The organism is Kitasatospora sp. NPDC041917 (assembly GCF_055589745.1).
Map to the genome: position 1 here is coordinate 25,816 of NZ_JBVJBI010000033.1, position 22,639 is coordinate 48,454.

The 22,639-nt window shown below is 76.9% G+C and carries 3 protein-coding genes; 2 read left to right on the forward strand and 1 reads right to left on the reverse strand.

Annotated features, from left to right (window positions below):
* Positions 1–46: 46 nt before the first annotated feature.
* Positions 47–1,270, reverse strand: coding sequence for a cytochrome P450 (locus ACZ6EM_RS30460; RefSeq protein ID WP_387728112.1), 1,224 nt, complete (start codon positions 1,268–1,270; stop codon positions 47–49).
* Positions 1,271–1,550: 280 nt separating this feature from the next.
* On the opposite strand from ACZ6EM_RS30460, the gene ACZ6EM_RS30465 reads away from it, so the two are divergent.
* Both ACZ6EM_RS30465 and ACZ6EM_RS30470 read left to right on the forward strand, forming a co-directional pair.
* Positions 1,551–17,993, forward strand: coding sequence for a type I polyketide synthase (locus ACZ6EM_RS30465; protein ID WP_465773721.1), 16,443 nt, complete (start codon positions 1,551–1,553; stop codon positions 17,991–17,993).
* A gap of 23 nt (positions 17,994–18,016) precedes the next feature.
* Positions 18,017–22,621, forward strand: coding sequence for a type I polyketide synthase (locus ACZ6EM_RS30470; RefSeq protein ID WP_465773725.1), 4,605 nt, complete (start codon positions 18,017–18,019; stop codon positions 22,619–22,621).
* Positions 22,622–22,639 lie beyond the last annotated feature (18 nt).

The following is a 22,639-nucleotide window of genomic DNA, read 5'->3' on the forward strand; positions in this document are numbered from 1 at the left end:
GAGCGTCTCGTACGCTCCCGGGCGGTTCCGTCCGCGGGCCGCCGGCTCAGGCGCGGTACGCGACCCGCAGCGGCAGGCGCTTGAGGCCCAGCACGAAGTTGAACCGGGTGTGCCACTCCAGCTCCGTGGAGGCCAGCTCGATCCTCCCGTAGCGCCGCAGCAGCTCGGTGATGGTCAGGCAGACCTCGGTCCGGCCGAGCATCGCGGCGATGCAGTAGTGCGGCCCGGAGCCGAAGGCGAGCGACTTCACGCCCTCGCGGCGCAGGTCCAGGCGGTCCGGGTCGGGGAACCTCGCCGGGTCGCGGTGGGCGGCGCCGAGGATCGCCAGGACGACGTCGCCGGCCGGGATGCGCTGCCCGGAGAGGACGAGGTCGTCGGTCAGGTGCCGCAGGATGACCTGCACCGTGGAGTTGTAGCGGGCCAGCTCCTCGAAGCAGTCGCCCATCATCCCCGGGTTCGCCCGCAGCAGCTCCAGCTGGTCGGGGTTGGTCAGCAGGGCGTGCAGGCTGTTGCCGATGACGTTGATCGTGGTCTCGTGCCCGGCGTTGAACAGCAGCAGCACCTGGGCGATCACGTCCTCGTCGCTGAGCCCCTCGCCGTCCTCGTCCTTCGCCATCAGCATGGTCAGGACGTCGTCCCGGGGCTCGGCCCGGCGCAGCTCCATCTGGTGCCGGATGTAGGCGCTGAACTCCGGCTCGGCCTGGTTCATCGCGTCCCGCATCCGCGGGGTGATCAGCGGGTCGATGATGTTGGCGATCGCGTTCGTCCACTTGAGGCACTTGTCCGCGTCCTCGATCGGAATGCCCAGCAGACCGCAGATCACCGCGACCGGGACGGGGGCGGCGAGCTGCTCGATCAGGTCGACCTCGCCCTCGCCCATGTCGTCGATCAGCCGGTTGACGATGCGCAGGATCTCCGGCTCCAGGCGCTGCACGGCGCGCGGCGTCACCGCCCGGGCGATGATGCGGCGCAGCTTGCGGTGCTCCTCGCCGTGCTTCACCAGCATCCAGCGGCTCAGGCTGCGCATCGCCGGGCTGTCGGGACCGCCGCGCTGCTCCGCGAACGCCGGATCCGTGGTGACGCTGGAGGACGCCTGCGGGGAGCGCAGGAACGCGTCCACGTCGTCGTACCGGCTGAGTGTCCAGAATCCGTACGGCGAATGGTGAATGGGTTCCGTCTCGCGCAGCCGCCGATAGTAGGCGTATCTGTTCCTATGGAGCTGCGGATCGTTGAGGTCGAAGAGAACCCTGGTCCTTTGCCGCTCCACCATGACCCGGCCAATCATCGCGAGGAAATTTTTCCCCCAGGCTCCGGCGGACGGTGATGAGGGGTCAACCCCTATCCTTCCCGACGGCGTGCTGGTTAAGGGGGAATCCTTGAGGCTAGGGGTGGTTGACGGCGCCGGGCCACGATTAGCCTGCGTCGGGCGGGACCGGTGAATTGGGCGGCTGGTGCACGCGGCGGCGGCGAAAGTCCAGGAATTCCCTTAACGGGCCGGCCGGTCGTCTCCGTCTATTCGTCGCGCCATCCGTGGAAGAGGGTTTCACCAGATGGTTGATAAGGATACGCTTCGCGATTATCTGAAGCGGGTCACCGCCGATCTCCACCGGACCAGGCAACGCCTGGCCGATTTCGAGGCGGCGGACGCCGAACCGCTGGCGATCATCGGGATGAGTTGCCGGTTCCCCGGCGGCGTCCGTTCACCGGAGGACCTCTGGCGGCTGGTGGCCGACGGCGCCGACGCCATCGGCCCCTTCCCGGAGGACCGCGGCTGGGCCCTCGACCACCTCTTCGACGACGACCCGGACCGGGCCGCGACCAGCTACGTGCGCGAGGGCGGCTTCGTCACCGGGGCCACCGAGTTCGACCCCGGGTTCTTCGACATCTCGCCGCGCGAGGCGCTGGCGATGGACCCGCAGCAGCGGCTGCTGCTCCAGGCGTGCTGGGAGGCCGTCGAGCGCGCCCGCCTCGACCCCACCTCGCTGCGCGGCAGCGACACCGGCGTCTTCATCGGCGCCGGCGACCAGAAGTACACCGCGCTGGTCGCCGGGGCGCCGCACGAGGGCGGCGAGGGCTACCTGCTCACCGGCGGCGCCAGCGCCGTCATCTCGGGCCGGGTCTCCTACGCGATGGGCCTGGAGGGCCCCGCGATCACCGTGGACACCGCCTGCTCCTCCTCGCTGGTCGCGCTCCACCTGGCCGCCCGTTCGGTGCGCCAGGGCGAGTGCTCGCTGGCACTGGTCGGCGGCGTCACCGTCATGGCCACCCCGGGCGTGTTCACCGAGTTCAGCAAGCAGCGCGGGCTGGCCGGGGACGGCCGGTGCAAGTCCTTCGCCGCCGCGGCCGACGGCACCGGCTGGTCCGAGGGCGTCGGCGTGCTCCTGGTGGAGCGGCTCTCCGACGCGCGCCGGCTCGGGCACCCGGTGCTCGCCGTGGTGCGCGGCTCGGCGGCCAACCAGGACGGCGCCTCCAACGGGCTCACCGCCCCCAACGGGCCGTCCCAGCAGCGGGTCATCATGCAGGCCCTGGCCAGTGCCAAGCTGTCCACCGGGGACGTCGACCTGGTCGAGGCGCACGGCACCGGCACCGAGCTGGGCGACCCGATCGAGGCCCAGGCCCTGCTGGCCACCTACGGCCAGGGCCGGGCGCAGGACCGTCCGCTGTGGCTCGGCTCGGTCAAGTCCAACATCGGGCATGCCCAGGCCGCGGCCGGCGTGGCCAGCGTGATCAAGGCCGTGATGGCGCTGCGGCACGGCGTGCTGCCGGCCACCCTGCACGTGGACGGACCGACCCCGCACGTGGACTGGTCGGCCGGCGCGGTGGAACTGCTCACCGAGTCCCGGCCCTGGCCGCGCGGCGCCGAGCCGCGCCGCGCCGGCGTGTCCTCGTTCGGCATCAGCGGCACCAACGCCCACATCATCCTGGAGGAGGCCGACGAGCCCGCGGCCGACGAGCCGGCGGCCGACGAGCCGGCGGCCGCGGAGCCCGGGGCGGCGGAGGCCATGGCAGGCCCGGCCGGCGCGGAACTCCCCTTCGTCCTCGGTGCCAAGAGCGAGGCCGCGCTGCGCGGCCAGGCCGCGCGGCTGCGCGCCCTGCTGACGGCCGACCCGGCGGTGCACCCGGCGGACCTCGGCCGCTCGCTGGCCGTCACCCGCGCCGCGCTGAGCCACCGCGCGGTGGTCGTCGCGGCCGACCGCGCCGGCCTGCTGGCCGGCCTGGCCGCCCTGGAGGACGGCACCGAGAGCGGCCGGGTGGTGCGCGGCGCCGCCGCCCGCAGGAGCGGCAAGCTGGCCTTCCTGTTCACCGGCCAGGGCGCCCAGCGCGCCCGGATGGGCGCCGAACTGGCCGCCGCCCAGCCCGTGTTCGCCGAGGCCCTGGCCGAGGTGTGCGAACGGCTGGACCCGCACTTCGACCCGCCGCTGCGCGCCGTGCTCGACGCCGAGCCCGGCAGCGACACCGCCGCGCTGCTCGACCGGACCGCCTACACCCAGGCCGCGCTGTTCGCGGTCGAGGTGGCGCTGTACCGCCTGGCGACCGCCTTCGGCCCGGCCCCCGACTTCCTGCTCGGCCACTCGGTCGGCGAGGTCGCCGCCGCCCACGTCGCGGGCGCGCTCCCGCTGGACGACGCCTGCACCCTGGTCGCCGCGCGCGGCCGGCTGATGCAGGCGATGCCCGAGGGCGGCGCGATGCTCGCCGTCGGCGCGGACGAGGCGCGGGTCCGCGAGGACCTGGCCGCGGTGGCCGACCGGGTCGCCGTCGCCGCCGTCAACGGGCCGGCCTCGACGGTCGTCTCCGGCGACCGCGAAGCGGTCCTGGCGCTCGCCGCCACCTGGCGCGAACGCGGCCTGCGCACCCGCGAGCTGCGGGTCTCGCACGCCTTCCACTCGCCGCACATGGACGGCATGCTGGCGGAGTTCCGCGAGGTCGTCGCGGGGCTCGCGTTCCGGCCGCCGGTGATCCCGGTGGTCTCCAACCTCACCGGCGCCCCCGTCGGCGCCGAGCAGCTGGCCGACCCGGACCACTGGGCCCGGCAGGTCCGCGAGACCGTCCGGTTCGCCGACGGGGTCCGGCACCTCGACGGGCAGGGCGTCACCCGCTACCTCGAACTCGGGCCCGACGGCGTGCTCACCGCCATGGCCCGGGAGAGCCTCGCCCACCGCGAGGACACCGTCTTCCTGGCCCCGCTGCTGCGCCGCGACCGGCCCGAGCCGCTGAGCGTCGCCACCGCGCTGGCCGGCCTGCACGTGCACGGCGGCGCCGTCGACTGGGCCGCCGTCTTCGGTGACGGACGCCTGCTGGACCTGCCGACCTACGCCTTCGAGACCGCGCCGTACTGGCCCAACACCGCCTCCTGGCGCGGCGACGTCACCGCGGCGGGCCTGAGTGCCATCGGCCACCCGATGATCGGCGCCGGGATCTCGCTCGCCGGCGGGGACGAACTGCTGTTCACCGCACGGCTGTCCGCCGACGCCCACCCGTGGCTGGCCGACCACCGGGTGCACGGCCGGGTCGTCGTTCCCGGCACCGCCTTCGTCGAACTCGCCGTCCACGCGGGCGACCAGGTCGGCTGCGGCGACCTCGACGAACTGGTCCTGGAGGCCCCGCTGGCGCTGCCCGACCGCGGCGCGGTCCAGGTCCAGGTGGCGGTCGGCGCCGCCGGCCCGGACGGCCGCCGCACCGTCACGGTGCACGCCCGGCCCGAGGAGCGGGCCGACGACAACTGGCCGGAGCGGCCCTGGACCCGGCACGCGACCGGCGTGCTGGCCCCCACCGCCGACGGCGCGGCGGCCGAGCCGGCCCCGCAGCAGTGGCCCCCCGCCGACGCCGCCCCGGCCGACGTGGACGCCGTGTACGAGCTGCTGGAGACGGCCGGACTGGCCTACGGCCCGGCCTTCCGCGGCCTGGCCGCCGCCTGGCGCCACGGTGACGCGATCCTGCTGGAGGCCCGGGCCGGAGACCCCGAGGAGGCCCGCCGCTACGGCCTGCACCCGGCGCTGCTGGACGCCGTCCTGCACGCGCTCGCGGTCCGTTCGACGGCCGACGGGGGAGCCGGCCCCGCCGCGCTCACCGCCGGACTGCCGTTCTCCTGGACCGGGGTCGCCCTGCGCGCCTCGGGCGCCCCCGGCGTCCGGGCCCGGATCACCCCGCTGGGTGAGGACGCGCTCTCCCTGGTGGCCTGGGACGGCGACGGCCGGCCGGTCGTCACCGTCGAGCGCCTCGTGCTGCGCGCGGCCGCCCCCGCCGGTCCGTCCGCCGACCCGGCCGGGCTGTACCGGGTGGACTGGCGGCGCCCGGCCGACGGCGGCACCGAGGTCGCCGTGCCCGCGGACCTCGCGCTGCTGGACGCCGAGGACGCCCTGGCCGCGGCCGTCGACGAGGACGGCCACGTGCCCGGAATCGTGGTGCTGCCCTGCCCGGCCGGCTCGGCGCGGGAGGCCGTCGCCCGGGTGCTGACGGTGCTCCAGGACTGGCTGGCCGACGACCGCTTCACGCCCGCCCGCCTGGTGGTGCTCACCCGCGACGCGGTCGCCGCCGCCCCCGGCGACCCGGTCGCCGACCCGGCCGGCGCCGCCGCCTGGGGCCTGGTGCGCACCGCGCAGACCGAGCACCCCGACCGCTTCGTCCTGCTGGACGCCCCCGCCGGGGTGCCGGTGCCGACCGAGGTGCTGACCGCCGCCGTCGCCTGCGGCGAACCCCAACTGGCGCTGCGCGACGGCGAACTCGCCGCCGCCCGACTGGTCCGCGCGGCCGTGCCCGCCGGCCTGCCGGCCCCGGCCGGAGCCGGGGCCTGGCGGCTGGACACCCGCAACCCGGGCACCCTGGAGGCCCTCGAACTGCTGCCGGTCGACCCGGCCGCCCCGCTGGCCCCCGGCGCGGTGCGGCTCGGCGTGCGCGCGGCGGGCCTGAACTTCCGCGACGTGCTGGGCGCGCTCGGCATGTACCCGGGCGAGGTCGTGCTCGGCGGCGAGGCCGCCGGCGTGGTGCTGGAGGTCGGACCGGACGTCGAGGGCCTGAGCCCGGGCGACCGGGTGTTCGGCCTCTGCCCGGCCGCGTTCGGCCCCGTCGCCGTCACCGACCACCGGCTGCTGGCGCCGATGCCCGCGCACTGGTCCTTCGCCGAGGCCGCGGCCGTCCCGATCGCCTACGCCACCGCCTACTACGGCCTGGTGGACCTGGCCGGCCTGCGGGCCGGCGAGTCGGTGCTGATCCACGCCGCCGCGGGTGGCGTCGGCACCGCCGCCGTCCAGGTCGCCCGGCACCTGGGCGCCGAGGTCTACGGCACCGCCAGCCCGGCCAAGTGGGAGGCGGTGCGCGCCCTCGGCGTCGCCGCCGACCGGATCGCCTCCTCCCGGGACACCGGCTTCGCCCGGCGCTTCGCCGAAGCCACCGGCGGCCGCGGCATGGACGTGGTGCTGGACGCCCTGGCCGGCGAGTTCGTCGACGCCTCGCTCGACCTGCTGCCGCGCGGCGGCCGCTTCATCGAGATGGGCAAGACCGACGTCCGCGACCCCGGCGAGGTCGCCGCCCGCCACCCCGGCGTGCGCTACCAGGCCTTCGACCTGATCGAGGCCGGCCCCGAGCGGATCGGCGAGATCCTCGCCACCCTGCTGGAGCTGTTCCGCGCCGGCGAGCTGCGGCTGCCGCCGCTGCGCGCCTGGGACGTGCGCACCGCCCCCGAGGCGTTCCGCCACATCGGCCAGGCCCGCCAGATCGGCAAGGTCGTCCTCACCCTGCCGCGCGCCTTCGACCCGGACGGCACCGTCCTGGTCACCGGCGGCACCGGCGGCCTCGGCCGGGTCCTCGCCGAGCACCTGGCGACCGCCCACGGTGTCCGCCACCTCACCCTGCTCAGCCGTACCGGGCCCGCCGCCGAGGGCGCCACCGCGCTCACCGAGGCGCTGGCCGAACGGGGCGCGCAGGTCGAGCTGATCGCCTGCGACGCCGCCGACCGGGACGCGCTCGCCGCGGTGCTGGCCGGGCTCACCCGCCCGCTGACCGGGGTGTTCCACCTGGCCGGCGTGGTGGACGACGCCGTGGTCACCGGGCTGACCCCGCAGCGCGCCGCCGCCGTCCTGCGCGCCAAGGCGGACGCCGCCGCGCACCTGGACGAGCTGACCCGGCACGCCGACCTGGCGGCCTTCGTGCTCTACTCCTCCGCCGCCGGCACCCTGGGCAGCGCCGGGCAGGCCGGCTACGCCGCTGCCAACGCCTACCTCGACGCCCTCGCCCACCGCCGCCGCGCCGCCGGGCTGCCCGCGCTGTCGCTGGCCTGGGGCGCGTGGCAGGACACCGCCGGTATGACCAGCCGGCTGACCGGGGCCGAGCGCGAGCGCATCGCCCGCTCCGCCTTCCCGCCGCTCTCCGTCGAGCGCGGCCTCGCGGCCCTGGACGCGGCGCTCGCCCTGCCCCACCCGGCGCTGGTCGCCACCGGGCTGGACCAGGCGGCCCTGGCCGCCGGCGCGGGGTCGCTGCCGCCGCTGCTGCGCGAACTCGTCCGCGGCGGCACCCGGCGCGTCTCCGGCGCCGACCCGGCCGCCGCCGGTTCGGCCCTCGGCCGCCGGCTGGCCGGACTCGGCGCGGAGGACCGGCTCCGGCTGCTGCTGGAGCAGGTGCGCGGCCAGGCCGCCGCCGTGCTCGGTTTCGCCGGTCCCGAACCGGTCGACCCGAACCGGGCGTTCAAGGAGCTCGGGGTCGACTCGCTGACCGCGGTCGAGCTGCGCAACCGGCTCTCCGCCGTCACCGGCCTGCGGCTGCCGGCCACCCTGGTCTTCGACCACCCGACCCCGGCGCTGCTCGCCGAGGAGCTCGGTCGCGAACTGCTCGGCGCGTCCGAGTCCGAGCCCGCGTCCGGGACCGCCGGCCCGGCCCCGGTGGCCGCCACCGGCCCGGCCGACGACCCGCTGGCGATCATCGGCATGAGCTGCCGACTGCCCGGCGGCGCCGACACCCCCGAGGGGCTGTGGCGGATCGTCAGCCAGGGCGTGGACGCCATGACCCCGGTGCCCACCGACCGCGGCTGGGACCTCGGAGCCTTCCCGGAGGGCTTCGCGGACGGCCTCGACGGCGGCTTCGTCGACGGCCTGGCCGACTTCGACCCCGCCTTCTTCGGCATCAGCCCGCGCGAGGCCCTGGCGATGGACCCGCAGCAGCGGCTGCTGCTGGAGACGGCCTGGGAGGCGATCGAGAGCGCCGGGATCGACCCGACCACGCTGCACGGCAGCCCGACCGGCGTCTTCGTCGGCAACGCCACCACCGGCTACAGCGTCGGCGCCACCGAGGTGCCCGAGGGCATCGGCCCGCACCTGATGCTCGGCACCGCCGCCTCCGTCACCTCCGGCCGGGTCGCGTACACCCTCGGCCTGGAGGGTCCGGCGCTGTCCATCGACACCGCCTGCTCCTCCTCGCTGGTGGCGCTGCACACGGCGGGCGAGGCGCTCGGGCGCGGCGACTGCTCGCTCGCCCTGGTCGGCGGCGTGACCCTGATGGTCGTGCCGACCATGTTCGTCGAGGGCACCCAGGGCGGCGCGGTCTCCACCGACGGCCGCTGCAAGGCCTTCGCCGCCGCCGCCGACGGCACCGGCTGGGGCGAGGGCGCCGGCATGCTGCTGGTCGAGCGGCTCTCCGACGCCCGCCGCAACGGCCACCGGGTGCTGGCCCTGGTCCGCGGCACCGCCGTCAACCACGACGGCGCCAGCAACGGGCTGACCGCCCCCAGCGGCCGGGCCCAGCAGAAGGTCATCCGGCAGGCGCTGAGCGCCGCCCGGCTCGCCCCCGGCGACGTCGACGCCATCGAGGCGCACGGCACCGGCACCGAGCTGGGCGACCCGATCGAGGCACGGGCGCTCCAGGCCGTCTACGGCCGGGACCGGGAGGCCGACCGCCCGGTGTGGCTCGGCTCGGTCAAGTCCAACATCGGGCACACCCAGTCCGCGGGCGGCGTCGCCGCCGTGATCAAGATGGTCCAGGCGATGCGGCACGACCTGCTGCCCGCCACCCTGCACGTGGACGAGCCGACCCCGCACGTGGACTGGTCGGCGGGCGCGCTGCGCCTGCTCACCGAACCGGTGCCGTGGCCGCGGGGCGGTCGCACCCGCCGGGCGGGCGTCTCCTCGTTCGGCATGAGCGGCACCAACGTCCACGTGATCCTGGAGGAGGCGCCGGAGCGGGCCGAGGCCCCGGCGCGGCCGGCCGCCCCGTCCCTGGCCGGCGCCCCCACCCCCTGGCTGCTGTCCGCCCGCGGCGAGGCCGCGCTGCGCGCGCAGGCCGCACGGCTGCGCGAACACCTCTCCACCCGTCCGGAATTGACGAATGATCAGGTCGCCGGAGCGCTGTCGTCCGGCCGTTCCGCCTTCGACCACCGCGCGGTGCTCCTCGCCGACGACCGGGAGTCCTTCACCGAGCTGCTGACGGCGCTCGCCGAGGACCGGACGGCCGAGGGCCTGGTGCGCGGCGTCGCCGCCGCCGGGGGCCGCACCGTGTTCGTCTTCCCCGGCCAGGGCACCCAGTGGGCCGGCATGGCCGCCGGTCTGCTGGAGGCCTCCGAGGTCTTCCGCGACTCCGTCCGGGCCTGTGACGCCGCCCTGGCCCAGTACGCCGACTGGTCGGTGGAGGACGTGCTGCGCGGCTCCGAGGACGCCCCGCCGATCGAGCGGATGGACGTCGTCCAGCCCGTGCTGTTCACCATGATGGTGTCGCTGGCCGCGCTCTGGCGCTCGCACGGCATCACCCCCGCCGCCGTGGTGGGGCACTCCCAGGGGGAGATCGCGGCGGCCCACGTCGCGGGCGCGCTCACGCTGTCCGACGCGATGCGGATCGTCGCGCTGCGCAGCCGACTGCTCCTGGCGCTCGCCGGGCAGGGCGCCATGGCGTCGGTCTCGCTGCCCGAGGACGAGGTGGCCGCCCGGATCGAGGCCTGGCCGGGCGAGCTGCACATCGCCGCCGTCAACGGCCCGCGCTCGATCGTGGTCGCCGGAGACCCGGGGACGGTCGACGGGTTCGTCGAGGCGCTGGCCGCCGAGGACGTGCGGGTGCGCAAGGTCCGGGTCAACGGCGCCGGCCACTCGCCGCAGGTCGAGCCGCTGCGCGAGGCCGTGCTGGAGGCGCTGGCCGGCATCGAGCCGCGGCCCGCCCGGACGGCCTTCTACTCCACCGTGACCGGCGGCGCGCTCGACACCACCGAGCTGGGCACCGCCTACTGGTACCGCAACATGCGCGAGCCGGTCCGGTTCGCCCACGCCGTCCGCTCCCTGCTGGAGGACGGCTACCGCACCTTCGTCGAGTCCAGCCCGCACCCGGTGCTGGGCCCCGGCGTGCAGGAGGCCGCCGAGGAACTCCCCGGCACCGGCGAGGTGACCGTGGTCGGCACCCTGCGCCGCGACGAGGGCGGCCCGGCCCGGTTCCTGCGCTCGCTCGCCGAGGCGCACGTCCACGGCGCCCGCCCGGACTGGGCCACGGTCCTCGGCGGCGCCCCGGCCACCGCCGTCGAGCTGCCCACCTACGCGTTCCAGCGGCAGCGCTACTGGCTCGACCTGCCGACGGCGCACGGCGCCGCGGCCGGCGACGCCCTGCGCGACCCGGCCGAGGAGCGGTTCTGGGCGGCGGTCTCCGAGGCCGACCCGGCCGGGCTGGCCGAGGCGCTCGGCGTGGACGACCCGGACGCCCGCGCCGCGCTGGCCGCGGCCGCGCCCGCGCTGCCGGTGCTCTCCTCCTGGCGGGCACGCCGCCGGGACGGCTCCACCATCGACAACTGGCGCTACCGGGTGCGCTGGCGGCGCATCGCCCGCACCGAGGGCGCCGAACTCTCCGGCACCTGGCTGCTGGTCGTCCCGGGCGGCGAGGACGACGGGACCGCCGCGTTCTGCGCGCGGGCGCTCGGCGAGCACGGGGCCCGCGTGGTGACCGTCTCGCCCGCCGCCGACGACCCGTCCGGCGACGGCCTCGGCGAGCGGATCGCCGAGGCGGTGGCCGAGGGGCCGGCCGGCGTGCTCTCCCTGCTGGCCCTGGACGAGGGGACCCACCCGGACCACCCGGTGCTCTCCCGCGGGCTGGCCCGCACCCTCGCCCTGGTCCGGGCCGTGGAGGCGGCCGGCGGCACGGCACCGCTCTGGATCGCCACCCGGGGCGCGGTCTCGGTCGGGGCCGCCGACCCGCTGACCCGCCCGGCGCAGGCCGGCGCCTGGGGCCTCGGCCTGACCGCCGGACTGGAACTCACCGGCCGTCGGATCGGCCTGCTCGACCTGCCCGCCGACCCGGACGACCGCGCCCTCGCCCGGGTGGCCGCCGTGCTCCACGGCGGCACCGGCGAGGACCAGGTGGCCCTGCGGGCCGCCGGCGTCTTCGGCCGCCGGATGGTCCGGGCCCCGCGCGAGGACGCCGCGGGCACGGACGGCTGGCAGCCCCGCGGCACCGTCCTGGTCACCGGCGGGACGGGCGCCGTCGGCGGCCACGTGGCCCGCTGGCTGGCCCGGGCCGGCGCCGAACGGCTGGTGCTGGCCGGCCGGCGCGGACCGGCCGCCCCCGGCGCCGCGGAACTGGCCGCGGAGCTGACCGCGCTCGGCGCCGAGGTCCGGATCGAGGCCGTGGACGTCACCGACCGCTCCGCCGTCGCCGCCCTGCTGGCGCGGCTGCCGGAACTGACCGCCGTCGTGCACGCGGCCGGCGTCGCCCAGAGCACGCCCGTGCTGCACACCGACGTCGCGGAACTGGCCGCCACCCTGGAGGCCAAGGTCGCCGGCGCCGTCCACCTGCACGAACTCGCCGGGGACGACCTGGAGGCCTTCGTCCTGTTCTCCTCCGGCGCGGCCGTCTGGGGCGGCAGCGGCCAGGCCGCCTACGCGGCCGCCAACGCCCGCCTGGACGCGCTCGCCCAGTACCGGCGCTCGCTCGGGCTGCGCGCCACCTCGGTCGCCTGGGGCGGCTGGGCCGGCGGCGGCATGGCCACCGACGAGGCGATGGCCGTCCTCGGCCGGCGGGGCCTGGCCCTGATGGACCCACAGCTCGCGGTCACCGCGCTCGGCCAGGCGCTCGCCGACGACGAGACCCTGCTGACCGTCGCCGACATCGACTGGGCCGCCTTCACCCCGGCCTACAGCGCCGCCCGCGAGCGGCCGCTGGTCGACGAGATCCCCGAGGCCCGGGAGGCGCTCGCCGACTCCGGGCCGCAGACCACGGCGCCCGCCGGCGAGGGCGAGTTCGCCCAGCGGCTGGCCGCCCTCCCCGCGGGCGAGCGCGGCCGGGTCGTCCTCGACCTGGTCCGCACCCACACCGCCGCCGTGCTCGGCTACCCCGGACCCGGGGACGTCGAGCCCGCCCGGGCGTTCCGCGAGGTCGGCCTGGACTCGATCATGGCGGTCGAGGTCCGCAACCGGCTGCGCACCGCCACCGGGCTGCGGCTGCCGGCCACCATGGTCTTCGACCACCCGACGCCGGCCGCCGTCGCCGACCACCTGGCCACCCTGCTGCTCGGCGCCCCGGCCACCGCGGCCCCCGCGCCGGAGCACGGCGCGGCCCCCGCGGACGACGACCCGATCGCCATCGTCGGCATCGGCTGCCGCTTCCCCGGCGGCGTCCGCTCCCCGGAGGACCTGTGGGAGCTGGTGCTGGCCCGCCAGGACGCCGTCACCCCGTTCCCCACCGACCGCGGCTGGGACCTGGACGCGCTCTACCACCCCGACCCGGACCGGCCCGGCACCACCTACGTCCGCGAGGGCGGCTTCCTGGAGGGCGCCGGCCACTTCGACGCCGAGTTCTTCGGCATCAGCCCGCGCGAGGCGATCACCCTGGACCCCCAGCAGCGGGTGCTGCTGGAGGCGGCCTGGGAGGCGCTGGAGCGGGCCCGGATCAACCCGGCGACGATGGCCGGCGCCAAGGCCGGCGTCTACGTCGGCACCTCCTTCCAGGGCTACGGCGTGGACGCGCAGGACGGCATCGCCGCCTCCGAGGGCTTCTTCCTGGCCGGGACGGGCACCGCCGCGGTGTCCGGGCGGCTCGCGTACACGCTCGGCCTGGAGGGCCCGGCGGTCACCGTGGACACCGCCTGCTCCTCCTCGCTGGTGGCGCTGCACCTCGCCTGGCAGGCGGTGCGCAACGGCGAGTGCACGCTGGCCCTGGCCGGCGGCGTCACCGTGCTGCCCACCCCGGTCTCCTTCACCGAGTTCAGCCGCCAGCGCGGCCTGGCGCCGGACGGCCGCTGCAAGGCGTTCGCCGCCTCCGCCGACGGCACCAACTGGGGCGAGGGCGTCGGCGTGGTGGTCCTGGAGCGCCTCTCGGAGGCACGCCGCAACGGCCACCCCGTGCTCGCCCTGTACACCGGCTCGGCGACCAACCAGGACGGCGCCTCCAACGGCCTGACCGCGCCCAACGGGCCGTCCCAGCAGCGGGTCATCCGCCAGGCGCTGGCCAGCGCCGGGGTGCGCCCGAGCGACATCGACCTGGTCGAGGCGCACGGCACCGGCACCTCGCTCGGCGACCCGATCGAGGCCCAGGCCGTGATTGCGACGTACGGTCAGGACCGCCCCGAGGACCGGCCGGTCGGGCTCGGCTCGCTGAAGTCCAACATCGGGCACACCCAGTCCGTCTCCGGCGTCGCCGGCGTGATCAAGACCGTGATGGCGCTGCGCGCCGGCGTCCTGCCGCCGACCCTGTTCGCCGAGGAGCCGACCCCGCACGTCGACTGGAGCGCGGGCCGGGTCGAGCTGCTGACCGAGGCCCGCCCCTGGCCGAGCACCGAGGGCCCGCGCCGGGCCGGTGTCTCCTCCTTCGGCGGGACCGGCACGAACGCCCACGCCGTCCTGGAGCAGGCCCCGGAGCCCGAGGAGGAGCCGCGCGCGGAGCGCGCGGCCGGCACGCTGCCCTTCGTGCTCTCCGCCCGCGGCCCGCAGGCCCTGCGCGAGCAGGCCGAACGGCTGCTGGCGCACCTGGACGCCGAGCCCGCGGCGGACCTCGGCGACCTCGCCTACTCGCTGGCGACCACCCGCACCCCGTTCGCCGAACGGGCCGTGGTGCTCGCCGCCGACCGGGCCGAGCTGCGCGGCGGCCTCGCCGGGCTGGCCGCGGGGCAGACCCCCGAGGGCACCCCGACCGGCTCGGCCGTGAACGGCCGCACCGTGTTCGTGTTCGCCGGCCAGGGCGCCCAGTGGGCCGGCATGGCCGCCGGGCTGATGGACTCCTCGGAGGTCTTCGCCGAGCACATCGCCGCCTGCGACGAGGCGCTCGCCCCGTACACCGACTGGTCGTTGGTGGACGTGGTGCGCGGCGTCGAGGGCGCGGCCGCGCTGGACCGGGTCGACGTGGTGCAGCCGGCCCTGTGGGCGATGATGGTCTCGCTCGCCGCGGTCTGGCGCTCCTGGGGCGTCGAACCGGACGCGGTGATCGGCCACTCGCAGGGCGAGATCGCGGCCGCCTGCGTGATCGGCGCGCTGTCGCTGGAGGACGCCGCCCGGGTGGTGGCCGTGCGCAGCCGGGCGATCACCGCGCTGTCCGGCAAGGGCGGCATGGTCTCGGTCGCGCTCCCCGCCGCGAAGGCCGGGGAACGGATCGCCCCGTGGGCGGGGCGGATCTCCGTCGCCGCCGTCAACGGGCCCTCCTCCGTGGTGGTCTCGGGCGAGACCGGGGCCCTGGAGGAGTTCTTCGCCGGCTGCGAGGCGGACGGGGTCCGGGTCCGCCGGATCGCGGTCGACTACGCCTCGCACTCGGCCCAGGTCGAGGCCGTCGAGGAGCGGCTGGTCGCGGAACTCGCCGGGATCACCCCGCGTTCCTCCGCGGTCTCCTTCTACTCCACCGCGCTCGGCCGCTGGACGGACTCCGCCGAGCTGGACGCCGGGTACTGGTACCGCAACCTGCGCAACACGGTCGGCTTCGAGCAGGCCGTGCGCGCCGTCGCGGCCGAGGGCTACCGGCACTTCGTCGAGGCCAGCCCGCACCCGATGCACACCGTCGGCATCCAGGAGACCCTGGACGACCTGGACGAGGCCGTCACCGGCGGCGGCGCCGTGGTCGGCTCGCTGCGGCGCGACCAGGGCGGCCTGGACCGGCTGTGGACCTCCGCCGCCGAGGCGCACGTGCGCGGCCTCGCCGTGGACTGGGCGCGGCTGCTCGGCGGCCTCGGTGCCCGCACCGTCGACCTGCCCACCTACGCCTTCCAGAGCAGGCGCTACTGGCTCGGCGGCTCCGGGGCCGGCTCCGGCGCGGCCGAGGCCGCCACGGCCGGGCTCGGCGCCACCGGGCACCCACTGCTCGGCGCCGCCGCCGACCTCGCCGGGCTGGACGCCGTCCTGATGACCGGCCGGCTCTCCCGCCGCTCCCAGCCCTGGCTGGCCGACCACGCCGTGCTCGGCACCGTCCTGCTGCCCGGTACGGCCTTCGTCGAGATCGCGGTACAGGCCGGCGCGCAGGTCGGCTGCGGCCACGTCGAGGAGCTCACCCTGGAGACCCCGCTGCTCCTGCCGGAGCACGGCGCGGTACGCCTGCAGGCCGTCGTCCAGGCCCCGGACGCCGCGGGACGCCGGATGCTGAGCGTCTACTCCCGGCCGGACGACGGCACGGCCGCCGCCGGCACCGACGGCTGGACCCGGCACGCCACCGCGACCCTGGCCCCGGAGTCGCCCGCCCCGGCGTTCGACCTCGCCCAGTGGCCGCCGCGGGACGCCGAGCCGATCGACCTCGGCGGCTTCTACCAGGAGCTGGAGGCGCGCGGCTACGCGTACGGCCCGACCTTCCAGGGCCTGCGCGCCGCCTGGCGCCGGGACGAGCAGATCTTCGCCGAGGTGTCCCTGCCGGAGCCGGGCCCGGACGCCGAGCGCTTCGGCGTCCACCCGGCGCTGCTGGACGCGGCGCTGCACGGCATCGGCATGCTGCGGGCGCTGCGCGAGTCCGAGCGCGGCGAACGGGCCCGGGCCGAGCTGCCGTTCGCCTGGCGCGGGGTCGGCTGCCACCAGCGGGGCGTCACCTCGCTGCGGGTCCGGCTGGCCTTCGCCGAGGCGGACGGGATCACCCTCCAGGCCGCGGACGACACCGGGCTCGCCGTCGCCTCGGTCGAGGCGCTGGTCTCCCGGCCGGTGCCGGACGGCCTCGGCGCCGCCCCGGCCCCCGGACAGTCGCTGTTCCAGGTCGAGTGGACCGGGGCCGCCCCGGCCGGGGACACCCGGCCCGGCCGCCTGTTGCTGGCCGGTGACGACCCGTCCGGGCTCGCCGAGCGGCTCACCGCCGCCGGCGCCCCGCCCGAGCGCCACCGGGACCTCGCCGCGGTGGCGGCGGCGCTCAGCGGCACCGACGAGCCCGCGACCGTCCTGGTCCCGCTCGCCGGCGCCACCGGCGGTGACCCGGCCGAGGCGGTCCGCACCGTCACCCACACGGCGCTGGCGCTGGCCCAGCAGTGGCTCGCCGACGACCGCTTCGGCTCCTCCCGCCTGGTGCTGGTCACCCGGGGCGCCGTCGCGGCCGACCCGGCCGAGGCCCCCGCCGACCTGCCCGCGGCGGCGGCCTGGGGCCTGCTGAAGTCCGCCCAGTCCGAGCACCCCGGCCGGTTCGTGCTGCTCGACGAGGACGGCCACGAGGACACCGCCCCCGCCCTGCTCGCCGCGCTGGGCACCGACGAGCCCCAGGCCGCGCTGCGGTCCGGCGCCGTGCGGGTGCCGAGGCTGGCCCGACTGGCCGTACCGGCCCGGCCGGACACCCCGGTGTTCGACCCGGACGGCACCGTGCTGATCACCGGCGGCACCGGCACCCTGGGCCAGGCGCTGGCCCGGCACCTGGTGACCGAGCACGGCGTCCGGCACCTGGTGCTGGCCGGCCGGCGCGGGCCGCAGGCCCCCGGCGCCGCCGAACTGGTCGCCGAACTGGCCGACCTGGGCGCCGAGGCCGAGATCGCGGCCTGCGACGTGGGCGACCGGACGGCGGCGGCCGCGCTGTTGGCCGGTATCCCGGCCGACGCCCCGCTGCGCACCGTCGTGCACGCGGTCGGCGAACTGGACGACGGCGTGCTCGTCGGACTCGACCCGGCGCGCGTCGACCGGGTCCTGCACGCCAAGGTCGGCGGTGCGCTGCACCTGGCCGAGCTGACCCGCGGCACCGGACTGTCCGGCTTCCACCTCTTCTCCTCGGCGGCCGGCACCTTCGGCGGCGCGGGCCAGGCCAACTACGCCGCGGCCAACGCCTTCCTGGACGCCTTCGCCCAGGCCCGCCGGGCGGAGGGGCTCGACACGGTCTCCTTCGCGTGGGGTCCGTGGGCGCAGCCGACCGGGATGACCGGGAACCTGACCGAACTGGACGTCAACCGGGTGCGCCGGCTCGGCATGACGCCGGTGTCCACCGCGGAGGGCCTGGCGCTGTTCGACGCGGGTCTGGCCGCCGGCACCGCCGTGGTCGTGCCGATCAACCTGGACACCGCCGCGCTGCGGACCCAGGGACTGCTGCCCCCGCTGCTGCGCGGTCTGATCCCCGCGGCGCCGACGGCGTCCGGGGCGGGCGGTCGGACCGGGGCCGCGGCCCGCGACGCGCACCTGCCCGAGCGGCTGGCCGGCCTCTCCGACCGGGAGCGGCTGGAGGCGCTGCTCGACCTGGTGCGCACCCAGGCCGCCACGGTGCTGGGCCACGACTCGGCGGGTTCGGTCGGTGCCGAGCGGGGCTTCCTGAAGGTCGGCATGGACTCGCTCACCGGCGTCGAGCTGCGCAACCGGCTGGCCCTGGCCACCGGGCTGCGGCTGCCGGCGACGCTGATCTTCGACTACCCCACGCCGCTGGACCTGGCGCGTCACCTCCGGGCTGAGCTGGCCCCGGCGCCGACCGCCCCGGCCGCGAGCGCCCTGGACGAGCTGGCCAGGTTCGAGGACGTCCTGAAGAACGTCGGCACCGACGGCTCCGAGCGGGCCGAGGTCGGCCGACGGCTACGCGAACTGGCCGCCCGATTCGGCGAGTTCGGCACCACCGACAGTGCGGCGAGCCTGGAGACGGCGACCGCGGAGGAGCTGTTCCAGATCCTCGACCAGTCGCAGTGAGATCCGGGGGAGACGACATGAGCGTGACCAGGGAAGAAGAGCTGCTCCGGTACCTGCGCCAGGCCACGGCCGCGTTGCAGGAGGCCCGCCAGGAGCTGCGCGAGGTGCACGAGAAGGCCCGGGAGCCGATCGCGATCGTCGGGATGGCCTGCCGGCTGCCCGGCGGGATCGCCACCCCGGAGGAGCTGTGGCGGCTGGTCGCCACCGGCGGCGAGGGCCAGTCGGGACTGCCCACCGACCGCGGCTGGAACCTCGCGGCCCTCGGCGGCGACGGTACGCGGCACGCCGGCTTCGTGCACGAGGCGGGCTGGTTCGACCCGGCGTTCTTCGGGATCTCGCCGCGCGAGGCGCTGGCGATGGACCCGCAGCAGCGGCTGTTCCTCGAAGCCTCCTGGGAGGCCTTCGAGTACGCCGGACTGGACCCGGAACGGCTGCGCGGCAGCCGGACCGGGGTGTTCGCCGGGATGATGTACCACGACTACCTCCCCGGCGGGGGCGAGGGCGCCGAGGCCTACCTCGGCACCGCCACCGCGGGCAGCGTGGTCTCCGGCCGGGTGGCCTACGCCCTCGGCCTGGAGGGCCCGGCGGTCACCGTGGACACCGCCTGCTCCTCCTCGCTGGTCGCCCTGCACCTGGCCGTGCAGGCCCTCCGGGGCGGGGAGTGCGACCTGGCGCTGGCCGGCGGGGTGACCGTGATGGCCGCGCCCGAGGTGTTCGGCTCGCTGGGCGGTGGGCAGGGCGTGGCCGCGGACGGCCGCTGCAAGTCCTTCGCCGCCGCCGCCGACGGGATGGGCTGGGCCGAGGGCGCGGGCGTGCTGCTGGTGGAACGGCTCTCCGACGCCCGGCGGCTCGGGCACGAGGTGCTCGCGGTGGTGCGGGGCAGCGCGGTCAACCAGGACGGCGCCTCCAGCGGGCTGACGGCCCCCAACGGGCCGTCCCAGCAGCGGGTGATCCGGGAGGCCCTGGCCGCCGCCGGACTCTCGCCCGCCGAGGTGGACGCGGTGGAGGCGCACGGCACCGGCACCCGCCTCGGCGACCCGATCGAGGCCCAGGCGCTGCTCGCCACGTACGGGCAGGGGCGGCCCGAAGGCCGTCCGCTGCTGCTCGGCTCGGTGAAGTCCAACCTCGGCCACACCCAGGCCGCGGCCGGGGTGGCGGGCGTGATCAAGATGGTGCTGGCGATGCGGCACGGCGTGCTGCCGGCCACCCTGCACGTGGACGAGCCGACACCGCTGGTGGACTGGTCGGCGGGCGCGGTGGAGCTGCTGACCGAGGCCCGGCCGTGGCCGGAGGCGGACCGGGCGCGCCGGGCGGCGATCTCCTCCTTCGGGGTGAGCGGCACCAACGCCCACGTGGTCATCGAGCAGGGCGAGGCCCTCGTGGCCCCCGAACCGGCGAGCGTCCCGGCCCTCGTGCCCTGGCCGCTCTCGGCCCGGACGGCCGACGGCCTGCGGGCCCAGGCGCGCCGGCTGCGGGCCTTCGTGGCCGCCACGCCGGAGGCCGGACCGGTGGACGTCGGGCGCGGGCTGCTCGCCCGTACCGTCATGGAGCACCGCGCGGTCCTGCTCGGCGGCGACCGGGAGGCGTTCACCGCCGCGCTCGACGCGCTGGCCGCGGGCGACCCGGCCGGCGAGGGGCGGACGGCGTTCCTGTTCACGGGTCAGGGTGCGCAGCGGGTCGGGATGGGCCGGGAGTTGTACGAGGCGTTCCCGGTGTTCGCGGCGGCGTTCGACGCGGTCTGTGCGGAGCTGGACGGGCGGCTCGGGCGGTCGGTGCGGGAGGTCGTCTTCGCGGGTGCGGAGGATCTGGGCCGGACGGTGTGGGCGCAGGCCGGGCTGTTCGCGGTCGAGGTGGCGTCGTTCCGGCTGCTGGAGTCCTGGGGCGTGGTCCCGGACGTGCTGCTCGGGCATTCGATCGGTGAGGTGGCGGCCGCTCATGTGGCCGGTGTGTTCTCGCTGGCGGACGCGTGCGCCCTGGTGGCGGCGCGGGGCCGGCTGATGGACGCGCTGCCCGAGGGCGGCGCGATGCTCGCCGTGCAGGCCGCCGAGGCCGAGGTGCGGGCGGAGATCGGTGACCGCCTGGACGTGGCGGCCGTCAACGGGCCGCGTTCGGTGGTGGTTTCCGGCCCCGTCGAGGTGGTCGAGGAGTTCGCGGTCGAGTGGGCCTCCCAGGGCCGCAAGACCCGCCGGCTGACCGTCTCGCACGCCTTCCACTCGGCCCTGATGGAGCCGATGCTCGCCGAATTCTCGGCCGTCCTGGCGGAGTTGACCTTCGCCGAGCCGGGCATCCCGATCGTCTCCAACCTGACCGGCGAGATCGCCGGGCCGGGCCTGCTCACCACCCCCGACTACTGGCTGCGCCACGTCCGGGAGGCCGTCCGCTTCGCCGACGGCGTCGACACCCTGGGCGGCCAGGACGTGACCCGCTTCGCCGAGCTCGGCCCCGACGGCGTGCTGTCCGCCCTGGCCCGACAGGCCGACGCCAAGGGCACGTTCGCGCCGCTGCTGCGCCGCGAGCGGGACGAGACGGAGAGCGCCCTGGCCGCGCTCGGCGCGCTCTGGACCGCCGGGACGGCCGTGGACTGGCCGGCCGTCTACGCCGACTGGGGCGGGCACCGGGCGCTGCTGCCCCGGTACGCCTTCGACCGGCAGCACTACTGGGCGCAGCCGCCCGTCGCGCGTCACTCCGCCCGGCCGGAGGAGCGATCCGACGCCTGGCGCTACCGGATCACCTGGAAGCCGGTGCCCACCGCGGCCGTTCCGCCGCTGCTGACCGGCAGCTGGCTGGCGGTGCTGCCCGCCGGGGCGGCGGAGTCCGGCGAACCGGGGTCCGACCTGGCCGAGGCCTGCCTGTCCGCCGTCGAGCGGGCGGGCGCCCGGGTGGTGCGGACCACGACCGAGCGGCTGGCGGACGACCTCGCCCGGATCGCGGACCCGGCCGGGGTGCTGGCCTTCCCCGGCACGGCCCCGGACGCCGATCCCGTCGCCGACGCCCTGGACCTGATCGACGCGCTCACCGCCCTGGACCTGCGGGTGCCGCTCCGGTGGGTCACCTCCGGCGCGGTGACCGTGCGCGAGGAGGAGACCGTCCGGCCCGGACACGCCCGGATCTGGGGCCTGGGCCGGGTGGTCGGCCTGGAGCTGCCCGGCCTGTGGGGCGGGCTGGTGGACGTCTGCGGTCCGGCGGGGCCGGTGCTCGGTGACCGGATGGCCGAGGTGCTGTCCGGAACCGAGGACCAGGTCGCCGTCCGGGCCACCGGGACCTTCGCCCGCCGGCTGGTCCCGGCCGGAACCGGGCCGGTGACGGCCGATCCCGTTCCCGTCACCGGCACCGTCCTGGTCACCGGCGGCACCGGGGCGCTGGGCGCCGCCGTGGCGCGCCGGCTGGCCGGGCAGGGCGTTCCCCACCTGGTGCTGGTCTCCCGCCGGGGCCGGACGGCGCCGGGGGCGGCGGAGCTGGTCGCGGAACTGGAGGCGCTGGGCGCCCGGGTGACCGTCGCCGCCTGCGACACGGCGGACCGGGAGGGGATGGCCGGGGTGCTGGCCGCCGTCCCGGCGGAGTTCCCGCTGAGCGGCGTGGTGCACGCGGCCGGCGTCGGCGACCCGACGCCGTTCGGCAGCACCGCACGCGCCGGGTTCGCGGCGATCGTGGACGGCAAGGCCGAAGGCGCGGTCTGCCTGGACGAGCTGCTGGGGGACACCCCCCTCGACTACTTCGTGCTCTTCTCCTCCGTCGCCGGCGTCTGGGGCAGCGGCGGGCAGTCCGCGTACGCGGTGGCGAACGCCGCGCTGGACGCCCTCGCCGTCGACCGCCGGGCCCGCGGGCTGGCGGCCACCTCCGTGGCCTGGGGCCCGTGGGCGGGCGAGGGCATGGCCGGCGGCGCCGACGCCGAGGAGTTCCTGCGCCGCCGCGGCCTGCGGGCGATGGCCCCGGACCTCGCCCTGGACGCGATGGACACGGCGATCCGGACCGGCGACGTCTGCGTGACCGTCGCGGACGTGGACTGGCAGGCCTTCGTGCCCGGCTTCACCGCGTACCACCCGCAGCCGCTGATCGAGGACGTCCCCGAGGTGCGGCAGGTCCTCGCCGCGGGTGCCGCCGGCGGCCCGCAGGACGGCACCGCGCTGCGCGAGCGCCTCGCCGGGCTGTCCGGTGAGGACGGCCTCGCCCTGCTGCTGGAGACCGTGCAGCAGCAGGCCGCCCTGGTCCTCGGCCACAGCGCGGCCGGGTCGGTCGTCGCCGACCGGGCCTTCCGCGACCTGGGGTTCGACTCGCTGACCGCGGTCGAACTGCGCGACCGGCTGACCGCGGCCACCGGGCTGGCCCTGCCCGCCACCCTGATCTTCGACCACCCCACCCCGAGGGCGCTGGCCGAGCAGATCACGGCCGAACTGCTCGGCGACGACGCCCTCGACGCCGACGAGGCGGAGCAGGCGCGCCGCGCCCTGCTCACCGTCCCGGTGTCCCGGCTGCGCGAGTCCGGACTGCTGGAGCCGCTGCTGCGGCTCGCCTCGCAGGAGTCCGCGCCCGCCGCCGAGGACGCCGCACCCGTGACCGCCATCGAGTCGATCGACGAGATGGACGGCGAAAGCCTGCTGAGGCTGGCCCTCGGCGAACGTGATTCCTGACCGCAGTACGGAGCTTGC

Bases quoted from the DNA above. Each gene is read 5' to 3' on its own strand.
- ACZ6EM_RS30460 (WP_387728112.1), bottom strand. From the start codon at position 1,270: ATGGTGGAGCGGCAAAGGACCAGGGTTCTCTTCGACCTCAACGATCCG.
- ACZ6EM_RS30465 (WP_465773721.1), top strand. From the start codon at position 1,551: ATGGTTGATAAGGATACGCTTCGCGATTATCTGAAGCGGGTCACCGCC.